Origin of the sequence: Sphaerisporangium sp. NPDC051011, assembly GCF_040653595.1 — a bacterium.
In the GTDB taxonomy this organism is placed as follows: Bacteria; Actinomycetota; Actinomycetes; order Streptosporangiales; family Streptosporangiaceae; genus Sphaerisporangium.
Genome location: NZ_JBFAGG010000024.1, coordinates 16,337 through 30,923 on the forward strand (window position 1 = coordinate 16,337; position 14,587 = coordinate 30,923).

The 14,587-nt window shown below is 70.8% G+C and carries 9 protein-coding genes; 6 read left to right on the forward strand and 3 right to left on the reverse strand.

From position 1 onward, the window contains the following. Positions 1–42: 42 nt before the first annotated feature. Positions 43–213 (reverse strand): hypothetical protein, encoded by a 171-nt coding sequence (locus AB0H21_RS37255; protein ID WP_358526374.1) that lies wholly within the window; start codon positions 211–213, stop codon positions 43–45. Between the two features lie 17 nt (positions 214–230). On the opposite strand from AB0H21_RS37255, the gene AB0H21_RS37260 reads away from it, so the two are divergent. The 3 genes from AB0H21_RS37260 (at position 231) to AB0H21_RS37270 (ending at position 9,050) form a co-directional block, all read left to right on the forward strand. Further along, complete coding sequence (locus AB0H21_RS37260; protein ID WP_358526247.1) at positions 231–899, forward strand: hypothetical protein; 669 nt, start codon at positions 231–233, stop codon at positions 897–899. 470 nt (positions 900–1,369) lie between these two features. Continuing rightward, complete coding sequence (gene pulA, locus AB0H21_RS37265; RefSeq protein WP_358526249.1) at positions 1,370–7,213, forward strand: pullulanase-type alpha-1,6-glucosidase; 5,844 nt, start codon at positions 1,370–1,372, stop codon at positions 7,211–7,213. A gap of 91 nt (positions 7,214–7,304) precedes the next feature. Next, positions 7,305–9,050 carry a carbohydrate-binding module family 20 domain-containing protein gene (locus tag AB0H21_RS37270; RefSeq protein WP_358526251.1) on the forward strand — a complete coding sequence of 582 codons (1,746 nt, stop codon included), beginning with the start codon at positions 7,305–7,307 and terminating at the stop codon, positions 9,048–9,050. Positions 9,051–9,178: 128 nt separating this feature from the next. Here the strand turns inward: AB0H21_RS37270 and AB0H21_RS37275 are convergent, their stop codons facing one another. Continuing rightward, the gene (locus AB0H21_RS37275) at positions 9,179–10,129 is read right to left on the reverse strand and encodes an endonuclease/exonuclease/phosphatase family protein (RefSeq protein WP_358526370.1); all 951 of its coding nucleotides are present in this window, start codon (positions 10,127–10,129) and stop codon (positions 9,179–9,181) included. A gap of 341 nt (positions 10,130–10,470) precedes the next feature. Here AB0H21_RS37275 and AB0H21_RS37280 point away from each other — a divergent pair, with 341 nt between their 5' ends. After that, positions 10,471–10,755: an iron-sulfur cluster biosynthesis family protein gene (locus AB0H21_RS37280; RefSeq protein ID WP_358526253.1), complete on the forward strand. Its 285-nt coding sequence runs from the start codon at positions 10,471–10,473 to the stop codon at positions 10,753–10,755. A 90-nt stretch (positions 10,756–10,845) separates the two neighbouring features. On the opposite strand, the gene AB0H21_RS37285 is transcribed toward AB0H21_RS37280, so the two are convergent. Then, positions 10,846–11,406 (reverse strand): GNAT family N-acetyltransferase, encoded by a 561-nt coding sequence (locus AB0H21_RS37285; protein WP_358526255.1) that lies wholly within the window; start codon positions 11,404–11,406, stop codon positions 10,846–10,848. Between the two features lie 527 nt (positions 11,407–11,933). On the opposite strand from AB0H21_RS37285, the gene AB0H21_RS37290 reads away from it, so the two are divergent. Both AB0H21_RS37290 and AB0H21_RS37295 read left to right on the forward strand, forming a co-directional pair. Then, a complete protein-coding gene (locus AB0H21_RS37290) occupies positions 11,934–12,995 on the forward strand; it encodes a LacI family DNA-binding transcriptional regulator (protein WP_358526257.1) in 1,062 nt (353 codons plus the stop codon). A gap of 314 nt (positions 12,996–13,309) precedes the next feature. Further along, positions 13,310–14,554 (forward strand): extracellular solute-binding protein, encoded by a 1,245-nt coding sequence (locus AB0H21_RS37295; protein ID WP_358526259.1) that lies wholly within the window; start codon positions 13,310–13,312, stop codon positions 14,552–14,554. Positions 14,555–14,587 lie beyond the last annotated feature (33 nt).

A 14,587-nucleotide genomic window follows, 5' to 3' on the forward strand; every position in this document is an offset into this window, starting at 1 on the left:
CGCGCGTGCCCGGCGCGGCGGCATTCCATATCCGCCGGACGTTCATCGCCCGTCCGGGAGGGCACGGGTGGCCTCGGCGTGGCGTTCGCGGAGGCGGGTGCGGATCTGCTCCGGGGTGTAGGCGCGGCGGCGGCGTTCGGCGCGGGCTATCACCACGCCGGTCGCCGCGACGCCCGCGAAAGCAGCCAGTCCGAGTACCTTCCACCAGCGCATGTGCCTAGGCTACAGGCATGACCCGCGAGAGCATCGGCCTGGACGAGGCGATCGAACTCACGCGTACCGGCGACGTCTGGCTGTTCCGGGGGCGGACGGTTCCCGATCGCGCCATCCAGATGACGACCAACAGCCCGGTCAACCACGTCGGCATGTCGGTGGTGATCGAGGACCTGCCGCCACTGATGTGGCACGCCGAGCTCGGCAGGTCGCTGCCGGACATGTGGACGGGCACCCACCAGCGCGGCGTGCAGTTGCACGACCTGCGGGACGCGGTGGTCGTGTGGGCCACGAAGTACGGTCAGCGGGCGTGGCTGCGGCAGCTCGACCCGGCCGTCACGCGCGAGATGGAGGACGCGCTGCTGCGGACGATCGCGCGGCTGGACGGCACGGCGTTCCCGTCCACCGCGGGCCTGGCCGGCCGCTGGCTGCGCGGGCGGGTGCCGCTGCTGCGCCGGGGCGCGTCGCCCGCCGCGCTGGAGACGGCGTACTGCGCGGAGGTCGTGGCCGCGACGTACGAGGACATGGGGCTGCTGCCCGGCGGGCGCAAGCTCAACTGGTACGACCCGGGGCGGTTCTGGAGCGGCGACGAGCTGATCCTCTCGGCGGGCGCCCGCCTGGGCGGGGAGATCGCGGTACGGATCCCGCCGGACGCGCGCCCGTCCAAGCCCGCCGGGGCGGACTGAGCCCCCACCGGTCACCGGGGGCGGCGGAACGCGCAGTACGGGCGGGGCGGCGCGCCGGAGCGGCAGCGGTGGAGGGCGCAGAAGGGGCCGGAGCCGGACGTTCCCGGCACCGCGCGCCGCGGGGAACGTCTGCGGCACGGCGGCGGACGCCACGCCTTGAGGACCAGCGGCTGCCGCCAAAGCCCCAAATCGCCATTTATCCCACCAAAGAAGACATATAGCATTTTAGTTCGCATCTGATAGAGGGACCAGCAGGTAATCCGCTTTTGAGCGGCCCGAAATCTTCACCATCCGTGGCCAGTAAATCACCCGCCGGTGTGACCACCTGCCAGCGACACCGGCCCCCGTGATCCTCGAAGCATGCCGATTGGATATTTGCTGGAAATTTCAGTAAGGCATTGCATAGATCGGGGGTTGTGAGTAATTTCCGGGCAACACCCGTGAAATACACCAACCCGTGGAGGCCCCTGGTGGTCTGGCCACTCCCCCCACGGCTCGCGAGAAGGCCGTCCACGTCCGGGACCGGCCGCCTCGCGGCCGTGATTCTGCTCGGCGTGGCCCTGTGCGCGCCCCCTCTCGCCGCCGTCACCCCCCTCTCCCCCGCCTCCGCCGCGACGGCCCCGGCCTCCGCGACCTCCCCGCGGGCGGACGCGAAACCGCTGGTCTCGGCGCTCAGCCGCACGTCCGAGCCGTCCGACGGGGACCTCGCCCGCGACTCGGCCCGCGCCGACCTGACGCGCGAACGCTTCTACTTCGCGATGACCGACCGCTTCGCCAACGGCGACCCCGGCAACGACCGGGGCGGCCTGTCCGGCGACCGGCTCGCCACCGGCTTCGACCCCACCGACAAGGGCTTCTACCAGGGCGGCGACCTCGCCGGGCTCCTCGGCGAGCTGGACTACATCAAGGGCCTCGGCAGCACGGCGATCTGGCTGACGCCCGCGTTCAAGAACCGCCCCGTGCAGGGTTCCGGGGCCGACGTGTCCGCCGGGTACCACGGCTACTGGATCACCGACTTCACCTCGATCGACCCGCACCTCGGCACGAACGCGCAGATGAAGCAGCTCGTCCGCGAGGCGCACAAGCGCGGGATGAAGGTCTTCTTCGACATCATCACCAACCACACCGCCGACGTCGTGGACTACAAGGAGAAGACCTACTCCTATCGGTCCAAGGGCGCGTACCCGTACGTCGACGTCGACGGCAGGCCCTTCGACGACCGCGCCTACGCGAGCGGGGACGCCTTCCCCAAGGTCGACGCCGAGTCGTTCCCGTACACGCCGGTGGCCGCCAAGGGCGTCAAGACGCCGGCCTGGCTGAACGACCCGACGATGTACCACAATCGGGGCGACTCCAGCTTCAGCGGCGGCGAGAACGACGAGTACGGCGACTTCTCGGGCCTGGACGACCTGTGGACCGAGCGTCCCGAGGTCGTCAAGGGCATGATCGACATCTACAAGACGTGGGTCCGCGAGACCGGCATCGACGGGTTCAGGATCGACACGGCCAAGCACGTCAACATGGAGTTCTGGCAGCGGTTCAGCCCGGCGCTGCACGGCTACGCGGCCAGGCTCGGCAACGAGCGGTTCTTCATGTTCGGCGAGGTCTACTCCGGCGACCCGTCCCTGACCAGCCGGTACTCCACGCGCGGCGGCATGGACGCCACGCTGGACTTCCCGTTCCAGGAGGCGGCGCGGTCGTTCGGCGGCGGCACGGCGGGCGCGTCCAGGCTCGCCCAGCTGTACGCCGGGGACGACTACCACACCAGCGCCGAGGACAACGCGTACTCGCTGCCCACCTTCCTCGGCAACCACGACATGGGCCGCATCGGCAGGTTCGTGTCACAGGACAACCCGGGCGCCTCGGACGCCGAGCTGCTGCGGCGCGACCTGCTCGCCCACGAGCTGATGTACCTCACGCGCGGCCAGCCGGTGGTCTACTACGGCGACGAGCAGGGCTTCACCGGCAAGGGCGGCGACAAGGACGCCCGCCAGACCATGTTCGCGTCCAGGACGCAGAGCTACCTGACCGACGACCTGATCGGCACGACGGCCACCCACGCGCAGGACAACTTCGTCACCACCCACCCGCTGTACCAGGGCATTTCGGCGCTGGCGAAGCTGCGCGACGCCCACCCCGCGCTGGCGGACGGCGCGCAGGTCGAGCGCCTGGCCAAGGACGGCCTGTACGCGTTCAGCCGTATCGGCGCCAAGGAGCGGGTCGAGTACGTCGTCGCGGTGAACAACGCCGAGACTGCGGCGACCGCGGCCGTCCCGACGTACTCCTCCGGCATGGCCTTCGCCAACGTGTACGGCGACGCCGCCGCGGCCGTGACCTCGGCGGCCGACCGCACGCTCACGGTGACCGTGCCGCCGCTGGCGGCCGTGGTCTACCGCGCCTCGTCCAAGATCGCGGCACCCGCGGCGGCGCCCGCCGTCTCGATCGCGCTGCCCGGCGCGGAGGTGAGGGGAACGGCCGCCGACCCGCGGATCCCGGTCACGGCGACCGTGCCCGGCGCGGGCTTCGACCAGGTCACCTTCGCCGCCAAGGTCGGCGACGGCGGGTGGAAGGTGCTCGGCACCGACGACGCGCCCACCGGCGCGAACCGGACGTTCCGCGTGTTCCACGACCTCACCGGCATCGCCGCCGGGACACGGATCACCTACAAGGCGGTCGTCAAGGACTCCGCGGGCCGCCTGGCCTCCGCCGCCGAGACGGTCACCGTCGCGGCGCCGCCCGCCCCCGAGGACCCGGGCGCGGTGAAGCGCGACTGGCTGGTCGTCCACTACAAGCGCGCCGACTACGACGGCTGGGGCCTGCACGTGTGGGGCGACGTCGAGCGGCCCACCGACTGGGGCTCGCCGCTGCCGCTCACCGGCGAGGACGCCTACGGCCGGTTCGCCTGGATCAAGCTCAAACCCGGCGCGGCGAGCGTCGGGATCATCACCCACAAGGGGGACGAGAAGGACGGCGGCGACCGCCTGGTCAACCCCCAGCGCACCGGCGAGATCTGGCTGTCCGAGGGCAAGCCGGACGTGTACCCCTCGCGCGCGGCGGCCCAGGGCTACGCGACCGTCCACTACCACCGCCCGGACGGCGACTACGACGGCTGGGGCCTGCACCTGTGGGGCGACGCCCTGGCCGACGGCGCGGGCACCGACTGGGCGACTCCGCGCCCGCCGGACGGCACCGACTCCTACGGCGCGTTCTGGAAGATCCCGCTCAAGGACGCGGCCGTCCCGCTGAACTACATCGCGCACAAGGGCGACACCAAGGACCCCGGCCCCGACCAGTCGTTCATCCCGGCGGCGCGGCCCGACGTGTACGTGAACTCGGGCGACTCGCGGATCTTCCCGACCCGGGCCGCGGCCGAGAACGTCGCGATCCTGCATTACCACCGCCCGGACGGGAACTACGAGGGCTGGGGACTGCACGTCTGGACCGGCGCGGCCACCCCGACCGAGTGGGCGGCGCCCCTGCGGCCGGCGGGCCAGGACGGTTTCGGCGTGTACTTCCGGGTGCCGCTGGCGGAGGGGGCGACCGGCCTGAGCTACATCATCCACAAGGGCGACGAGAAAGACCTGCCGTCCGACCAGTCGCTCGACCTGACCACGACCGGCCACGAGGCCTGGCGCCTGGCCGCCACCGAGGGGTACCTGCTGCCGCAGCCCCCGGCGCGAGGCGCGGACGCCGACCTGTCCAAGGCGCGGGCGCACTGGATCGACCGCGACACCGTGGCCTGGGACGTCACGCCCTCGGCGGCGCTGCACTACGCGCTGGCGTTCTCCGGGAAGGGCGACCTCGCGTACGAGAAGGGCGACCTGACCGGGGACGTCCATCTGATCCGGCTGCTGCCGGGCGGCGGGCTGACCGACGCGCAGAAGGCCAAGTGGCCCCACCTGGCCTCGTACGCCGCGCTCAAGGTGGACCCGCGCGACGCCGACCTGGTCAGGACGGCGCTGCGCGGCCAGGTGGTCGCGGTCGAGCGGGACGCGGCGGGCGCGCTGCTCACGGCGACCGGCGTGCAGATCCCCGGCGTGCTGGACGACGTGTACGCCAAGGCGGGCTCGGCCGAGCTCGGCCCCGTATGGCCGTCGTCCTCGCCGGCGATCTCGGTCTGGGCGCCGACCGCGCGGACGGTGGAGCTGGCCCTCTACGACGGCCCGTCCGGCGCCGCGCGGACCGTCCACCCGATGCGGCGCGACGACGCGACCGGCGTGTGGTCGGTGCACGGCACGCCCGCCTGGAAGGGCCGCTACTACACCTTCCTCGTCACGGTGTTCGCGCCGGCCGCCGGGAAGGTCGTGACCAACGAGGTGACCGACCCCTACAGCGTGTCGCTCGCGGCCGACTCCGTGCGCAGCCACCTCGTGGACCTGTCCGACCGCGACCTGCGGCCGGCAGGCTGGACGTCCCTGCGCAAGCCCCGGGCCGTGCCCCCGGAGCGGGCGTCGATCTACGAGCTGCACGTGCGCGACTTCTCCGCCTCGGACGCGTCCGTCCCGGCCGCCGAGCGGGGGACGTACAAGGCGTTCACCCGCGAGTCGGCGGGCATGCGCGAGCTGCGGTCCCTGGCCGCCGACGGGCTGACGCACGTGCACCTGCTGCCGGCCTTCGACATCGGCAGCGTCCCCGAGCGCAGGGCCGACCGCACCGAACCGTCGTGCGACCTGGCCGCGATGCCCGCCGACTCCGAGGAGCAGCAGGCCTGCGTGGCGAAGACCGCCGCCAAGGACTCCTTCAACTGGGGGTACGACCCCGTGCACTACACCGTGCCCGAGGGGTCGTACGCGACCGACCCCGACGGGTCGCGGCGGGTGGAGGAGTTCCGGTCGATGGTGGCCGGGCTGAACGGCGCCGGGCTGCGCGTGGTCATGGACGTCGTCTACAACCACACCTTCGCCTCCGGGCAGGACCCGAAGTCGGTGCTCGACCGGATCGTCCCCGGCTACTACCACCGGCTGCTGGACGACGGCACGGTGGCGACGTCGACCTGCTGCGCGAACACCGCGCCCGAGCACGACATGATGGGCAGGCTCGTCGTCGACTCCATCGTCACGTGGGCGAAGCAGTACAAGGTGGACGGGTTCCGCTTCGACCTGATGGGCCACCACCCGAAGGCGAACATCCTGGCCGTGCGGGCCGCCCTCGACAAGCTGACCCTCGCCCGCGACGGCGTGGACGGCAAGTCGATCATCCTGTACGGCGAGGGGTGGAACTTCGGCGAGGTCGCGAACGACGCCCGCTTCGTCCAGGCCACCCAGGCCAACATGGCGGGCACCGGCGTCGGCACCTTCAACGACCGGCTGCGCGACGCCGTGCGCGGCGGCGGCCCGTTCGACGCCGACCCGCGCGTGCAGGGCTTCGGCTCGGGCCTGGCCGACGCCCCGAACGGCTCGCCCGCCAACGGCACCGCAGAGCAGCAGCGGGCCCGCCTGCTCCACTACCAGGACCTGATCAAGGTGGGGCTGGCCGGCAACCTGCGCGACTACCGGTTCACGGCGTCCTCGGGCTCGGAGGTGAAGGGCTCGGAGGTCGACTACAACGGCTCGCCGGCCGGGTACACCGCCGCGCCAGGCGAGGCCGTGACCTACGCCGACGCCCACGACAACGAGACGCTGTTCGACGCGCTGGCGTACAAGCTGCCGAAGGACACGGCGATGGCCGACCGCGTGCGCATGCAGTCGCTGTCGCTGGCCTCCGTCCTGCTGTCCCAGGGCACCGCGTTCCTGCACGCCGGCAGCGAGCGGCTGCGGTCGAAGTCGCTGGACCGCAACTCCTACGACTCCGGCGACTGGTTCAACCGGCTGCTGTGGGACTGCGCGGCGGGCAACGGCTTCGGCGCCGGGCTCCCACCGGCGGCCGACAACGGCTCCAAGTGGGCGTACGCCAAGCCGCTGCTCGCCGACCCGGCGCTCAAGCCCGGCTGCGCGGACATCGGCGCGGCCCGGGGCCGGGCGGGCGAGCTGCTGAAGATCCGTTCGTCGTCGCCCGCCTTCTCGCTCGGCTCCCTGGCCGAGGTGCAGAAGCGGCTGTCGTTCCCCACGAGCGGCGCGGGCGAGACTCCCGGCGTCCTGACCATGCACCTGGACTCCTCCGGCGTCGACCCGCGCTGGAAGTCGATCACCGTCGTGTTCAACGCGACCCCGCGGCAGCAGACCCAGACGGTGCCCGCGCTCGCGGGCGCCCAGGTGACGCTGCACCCCGTCCAGGCGGCCGGTGGCGACCCGGTCGTCAAGCGGTCCGCCTTCGACTCCCCGACCGGGACGCTGACCGTCCCCGCCCGCACGGTGGCGGTCTTCGTCCGCTCCTAGCGTCTCCTCCAGGGAGGCCACGCCGGGCCGGGTGCCATGAGCGCCCGGCCCGGGCCCAGGGATCGCATCCATCCGAACCGGAGGCACCCCCATGAGATCCCACACATCACGCAAATCCCGCCCCCCGCTCGCCCTCGCCACCGTCCTCTCCTGCCTGCTCGCGCTGCTCGCCGTCCCGCTGACGGCCTCGCCCGCGCAGGCCGCCCCGCCGGGCTCCAAGGACGTGATCGCCAACCTCTTCACCTGGACCTGGGACTCGGTGTCGGCCGAGTGCACCAACGTCCTCGGCCCGGCCGGGTACGGCGGCGTGCAGGTCTCGCCGCCGCAGGACTCGCTGAAGCGGTCCGGCGTCCACTCCTGGTGGGAGCTCTACCAGCCCGCCGCCTACGACATCGCCGGCCGCCTCGGCAACCGGGCCCGCTTCCAGGCCATGGTGCAGGCCTGCCACTCCGCCGGGGTCAAGGTGTACGCCGACGCCGTCATCAACCACATGACCGGCCAGGGCGCGACGTCCTACGGCGGCAAGAGCTTCAGCAAGTACACCTACCCCGGCACGTACTCGTCCGCCGACTTCCACTACTACCCGGCCGCCTGCGGCAACTCCGACAACACCATCCACGACGCCGACTACGCGGGCAGCGCCGGCAACGTCCAGCGCTGCGAGCTGGTCGGGCTCGCCGACCTCGACACCGGCGCGAGCTACGTGCGCTCCCGCATCGCCGCCTACCTCAACGACCTGATCTCGCTCGGCGTGGACGGGTTCCGCGTGGACGCGGTCAAGCACATGAGCCCCGCGGACCTGTCGGCGATCTACGCCCAGGTCAACGGGTCGCCGTACATCTTCCAGGAGGTGATCTACGGCGCCGGGGAGGCCGTGCAGCCGAGCCAGTACACCGGCCTCGGCGACGTGATGGACTTCCAGTACGGGCGGTACCTGAAGCAGAAGTTCGAGGGCGACATCTCCGAGCTGCAGACCTTCGGCGCCTCGTGGGGCGGAATGCAGCCGAGCGCCAAGGCCGTCACCTTCGTCACCAACCACGACACCGAGCGCGACGGCTCGACCCTCACCTACAAGAGCGGCGCGACCTACACCCTGGCCAACATCTTCCAGCTCGCCTGGAACCACGGGACGCCGCAGATCTACGACGGCTTCACCTTCACCGACAACGACGCCTCCCCGCCCTCGGACGGCAACGGCTACGTGACCGCCGCGAACTGCTCCGGCTGGACCTGCCTGCACCGCGACTCCGCGATCAGCGGCATGGTGGGCTTCCACAACGCGGTCAGGGGCACGTCCGTGGCCAACTGGAGCGCGCCGAGCTCCAGCGTGATCGCCTTCAGCCGGGGTTCCACGGGCTGGGTGGCCATCAACAACGGCAACGGCTCCTACACCGGCACGTTCGCCACCGGCCTGGCCGCGGGGACGTACGCCAACCTGACCGGCGGCGGCACCGTGACCGTCGGCTCGGGCGGCACGGCGACCGTGACCGTCCCGCCCAAGGCGGCCGTCGCCATCCGCGTCGGCGGCACGCCGCCCCCGTCCACGTCGATCGCGACGTCCTTCAACGCCGACGTGACCACCGCCTGGGGGCAGAACGTCTTCGTCGTCGGCAACGTGCCCGAGCTGGGGTCCTGGGCTCCCGCGAGCGCCGTGCCGCTGTCGTCGGCGACGTACCCGATCTGGCGGGCCACGGTGAACCTGCCGGCGAACACCGCGATCCAGTACAAGTACATCAAGAAGAACTCCGACGGCTCGGTCACCTGGGAAAGCGACCCCAACCGCGCCTTCACCACCCCCTCCACCGGCACCACGACCAGAAACGACACCTGGCGCTGACACGCGCCTCCCGGATTCCGGCCCGCGCCTCGAACGCGCCCCGTTCATGACAGCCTGGCGATGAACGGGGCGCTCGAGACGCGGGCCGCCGGCCTGATCGCGTGCGTGCCGCGGAAGGCGCGGCCGCGTCAGAGGCGGAGGCGGGCGAAGAGGGGGGCGTGGTCGGAGTCGGCGGCGTCGCGGCGGACCTTCGGGTCCTCGGTGACCGACGGCAGGCCGTGGCCGACCACGGACCGCATCCCGTCGACCCGCTCGATCAGCGCCCGGCTCACCAGAATGTGGTCGATCAGCTCACCCTTGCCGTTGTGGACCCGTGAGTACCGCTCGTTCTCCGGCATGATCCGCGTGGCGAGGTTCCACAGACGATAGGCGTCACCCTTGTCCGGGCGGAGCGCGCCCGGCGTGCCGAGTTCGGACCCGGGCGGCCCGAGCACGATCTGGGTGGTGGCGGCCTGCGGCTCGTCGTTGAAGTCGCCGACCACGACCACCGCACGCTCCTGCCCGTGCCCGGCGACCAGCGAGTCGGCGAGGCCGCGCAGCGTCGTCGCCTCCGCCGCCCGCCGGTACAGCGCGTACGCCCCGTACCTGGCGCGCTCGCCCTCGTCACGGGCGGCGAACCTGCCCCCGGGGAAGCTGAGCAGCTTGGACTTCAGATGGCAGACGGCGACGTCCAGCGTCGTGCCGGGGGTGGGTTCGACCTGGACGGCGAGCATGCCGCGGCTGGTCTGGTCGGTGCCGGGGCCGGCGTCGTCGTGCTGGACGGCCGCCAGCGGCGCGGTGAACGCGCTCACCTCGCGGGCGACCGTGAGCGGCAACCTGCTGATCACGCCGACGCGGATGCCCCGGGCGTCGGGGTGGCGCGAGAGCGCGACGTGCCATTCGCCGCCGATCGCGTCGGTCAGGTCGGTCAGCGCCGCGGGATGGCCGACCTCCTGGACGCCGAGCACGTCGGGCGCGAAGCCGTTGATCGTGGCGGCGAGGGCCTTGATCTTGGCCTTGTAGGCCGTCTCGTCGCGCGGTCCGAACTCACCGCCCGGACGGTACAGGTTCTCCAGGTTCCACGTGCCGACGACGACCATCACCGCTCCCGCCCCTCCGGTGCGGGACAGGGATCCGGTTACGTCCCGCGCCTCCACTATGACCCTCCGTGCGGGGGCGCGCCATGCCTTCGCGGCCAGACGCGGGGTGTGTCGCCGAAGATGAACACCCCGTTCATCCGGCGGTCACCATGGACCCGATCACGCCGTCCCCGTGCGGCCTCACGAGCACCTCGGGGGCCGGGGGCCGGAGGTCACGCCAACGCGGCGTCAAGGGTCCTTAGCGAGAATTCGACCCACGGAACCCGACAAAACGGTTTATTGACCTCAGGGGAGGCAAAGGCGGAACTGTTGGAACACGTCAACCCTGGCGAGGAGACGCAATGCTCACGCTGACAGACACCGCCGCCAAGGTGATCCGGGACCTCAACGCCCAGTCCGAGTCGACCGACAAGGGCATCCGCATCTCGTCCCAGGGCGACGACGCGGGCTCGCTGATGCTCTCCGTCGCGGAAGGGCCCGAGAGCTCCGACAAGGTGGTCGAGAGCGAAGGCGCCAAGGTCTACCTCGACCCCGTGGCCGCGACCGTGCTCGAGGACAAGTCCCTGGACGCCAACATCGACGACCAGGGCGGAATCTCGTTCCACGTGGAGGACCAGCCACACTGACCAACACCGCTCCCCCCGCCTGCGCCCACCTGGGCCACGGCCCGGGCGCTTTCATGCGGCCAATGTCCGGCGGGGACCGACGCGTACTCGTCAGGCGCCGGTGTGGGCCCAGGTGCGCAGGCTCAGCCTCCGGCCCTTCTCCTCGAGGACCGTGGGCGGGGCGTCCGTGAGCCCGAAACCGGCCGCGCGGGCGACGCGCACGCTGGCCTCGTTCTCGTTCTCGATCTCCAGGTACACGTGGGTGAGCCCGGCCGAGGAGTGGGCGTACTCCACCATCACCTGGACGGCGCGCACCGCCAGCCGCCGCCCCCGGTGGGCGGCGCCGACGGCGTAGCCGATACTGCCCGTACCCGCGCCCCAGCCCACCCGGCTCAGCAGGATCTCGCCCTTGGCCTCGCCCCCGTCCGTGGTGATCGCCAGGTTGAGCCGCTCCCCCGCCGTCCGCGATCGCCGGGCCACCTCGATGTACCGCCGCGCCGCGCCGAGATCGAACGGGCTCGCCAGCGGCGTCCAGTACGCCACGTCCGGATCGTCGAACAACTCAGACATGACCGGAATATCGTCCTCGGTCCACTCCCGCAGAACCAGCCCAAGCCCACTCAGCCGGACCTCGGACGGAAAGGCGGGACGCGTACCGTACTCGATCGTCATGGGGACCTCTCGATGGCGGGGACCACGCCCATAGGCTGCCAGATCCGCCGCTCCCCCGAGTGCCGCACGAGACTGTTTTCCGCGCACACGGCCACATCCCCGGCCGGCGTCTCGCCGCTCATCCCATGAGCACGCTCTCCCGGATCGCATCGACGTCACTCGACCCCGCGGCTCGCGGCTGTCCCCTCCCGGGCAGAGCGGCCGCCGACGCCTCACCCGTCCGCGTTCCGCGGCTCCTCCGGGGGCGCCGAGGGCCTCGGGGACAGGCGCGTCCTCCCGTCCCCGAGAACCCGGTCCGGCGCGCCGCGGCCGAGGAGGCGCGGGCGTCGTTCGTCCTGCGGAACTGCCCACACCTTAAGATGACGGCCCCATAACTGCAATGTTTCGACGGAAACACGCAAGGTAACGACTGCATCACGACATCCATGGATTGGAGACACAGCCGGGCGGGTTCGTCAAGAGGCGCTGTGAATCATCCGACCACAAGTCGCAAACTGTTTGCACGGTTATGCCGTATATTTGCGGGCGTGACAAGCGACAATGCGACCGCACGGTCGACCACACGTCGACTCGCCGAGGTCGCGAAGAAGGTCGGAGTCAGCGAGGCCACCGTAAGCCGGGTGCTCAACGGCAAACCGGGAGTCTCCGACGCAACCCGCGCGGCCGTGCTCACCGCGCTCGACGTGCTCGGGTACGAGCGGCCGACGCAGTTGCGGGGCGAGCGCGCCCGCCTCGTCGGCCTCGTGCTGCCGGAACTCGGCAACCCGATCTTCCCGGCGCTCGCCGAGGTGGTGGGCGGCGCCCTGGCCCAGCGCGGTTTCACGCCCGTGCTGTGCACCCGTACCGCCGGCGGCCTGTCTGAGGCGGATTACGTCGAGATGCTGCTGGAACAGCACGTCTCGGGCGTGGTGTTCGCCGGCGGCCACTACATGGAGGCCGACGCGCCCCACGAGCACTACTTCCGGCTGCTCGACCTGCGACTGCCGGCCGTTCTCGTGAACGCGGCGATCAGCGAGCTGAGCTTCCCCTGCCTGGCGACCGACGACGCCGTCGCCGTGGAACAGGCGTTCGGCCACCTGACCTCGCTCGGGCACACGCGCGTGGGCATGGTGCTCGGCCCGGAGGACCACGTGCCCTCCCGGCGCAAGCTCGCCGCGTTCGAGGCGGAGGCCCGCCGGGCGGGCCTTGACCTGGGGCCCGACTCGATCGAACGCAGCCTGTTCTCCCTGGAAGGCGGCCAGGCGGTCGCCACCCGCCTGATCAAGAACGGCATCACCGGCATCATCTGCGCCAGCGACGTGATGGCGCTCGGCGTCCTGCGCGCGGTCCGGCGTCTCGGCCTGTCGGTGCCCGAGGACGTCTCGGTGGTCGGGTACGACGACTCGTCGTTCATGAACTGCACGAACCCGCCGCTCACGACCGTCCGCCAGCCGATCGAGGCCATCGGCAGGACGGCGGTGACGCTGCTGGTGAGCCAGATCGAGGGCGGTTCGGTGACCGCGGAGGAGCTGCTCTTCGAGCCCGAGCTGGTCGTGCGCGGTTCCACGGCGCCCGCCCGGGTGCGCGACCAGCCTGTTCGACCGGCGTGACGTCAAGGTCACATTGCAGCAGCAACAAGGTCGCTGCCACTGTCACTTTTTTGCATCATGCACGCCTAACTCTTGCTGTCATATGTCCACCTCTATATGTTGCTCCCAACCGGTTCGCGAAGCCCGTACCAGATCTTGAGCCTCGTAGTCGGGGGCAGTCCAGGAGGGAAACATCTATGAAACCCCGCAACTTTGCGATCCTGCTAGCGGCAGGTCTCGCCCTTGGCGCCGCCGGATGTTCCGGCAGCGACTCCGGCAGCACTCCTGAGGCCTCGTCGTCCCAGGGCTCCGCGGCTCCGAGCGCCGACGCTCCCGTGACCATCTCCGTCGGGTGCAAGCCCCCCAAGAACAACCCCAAGGAGGCCGCCCAGTGGGACTCGGACGTCGCCGCCTTCCAGAAGCTCCACCCCAACATCACCGTCGAGGGCAAGGACGCCTTCCCCTGCATCGTGCCGGAGACCTTCCAGGCGAAGCTCGCCGGCGGTGAGATGGAAGACGTCTTCTACGTCTACTACACCGACGTCCAGAAGATCATCGCGGCGGGGCAGGCGGCCGACATCACGCCGTACCTGGACGGCGCTCCCGCTCTGAAGACCGTCCGCCCCGACGTCATGAGCGTCTTCAAGAGCGGCGAGAAGGTCTACGGCGTCCCGCGCGTCAACTACTCGACGGGTCTGGTGTACAACCGCAAGCTGTTCACGCAGGCCGGCCTTGACCCCGACTCCCCGCCGAAGACCTGGGCCGAGGTCCAGGCCGCGGCCAAGAAGATCGCGGCGCTCGGCCCCGGCTACGTCGGGTACGGCGAGTACAGCGCCGGCAACACCGGCGGCTGGCACTTCACCTCCTCCCTCTACGGGCGCGGCGGAGACGTGGTCGGCGCCGACGGCAAGACGGCCGCCTTCAACAGCCCCGAGGGCAAGGCCGTCCTCGAGAACCTCAAGACGATGCGCTGGACCGATGACAGCATGGGCACCAAGCAGCTGCTGCGCTGGGAAGACCTGATGCGGATGATGGGCAGCGGCAAGCTGGGCATGATGATCGGCGCCCCGGACGTCGTCAAGGAGGTCAACAACACCTTCAAGGGCAAGTTCGACGACTACGGCGTGGCGGGGCTGCCCGAGGCCACCAAGTCCCTCAGCGGCGGCGACGGCTACATGTTCAACCCGAAGGCCACCCCCGAGCAGATCAAGGCCGGTCTCCAGTGGCTTGAGTACAAGTTCCTGACGCCGGGCCAGGGCCAGTTCAACTACGAGCGGGCCAAGGCCGACGGCCTGGCGGTCGGGCTGCCGGACATCGACCTGTTCGGCGACACCGAGCCGGGCACGAAGATCCAGGAGCTGCGCAAGCAGTTCGCGACGATTCCCGTGGAGCACTTCCAGCCGTACGTCGACGCGAACGCGACGGTGGAGTTCAAGCTGGAGCCGCCGAAGGCGCAGGAGATCTACGCCGTGCTCGACACCGCGATGTCCGCGGTGCTGACCCGGCAGGACGCCGACATCGACCAGCTTCTCTCCGACGCCGAGAAGAAGGTCAACAACATCCTGGCCAAGTCAAGCTGATCTGAGCCCGGGGTGCCGGCCCGCAGGCCGGCA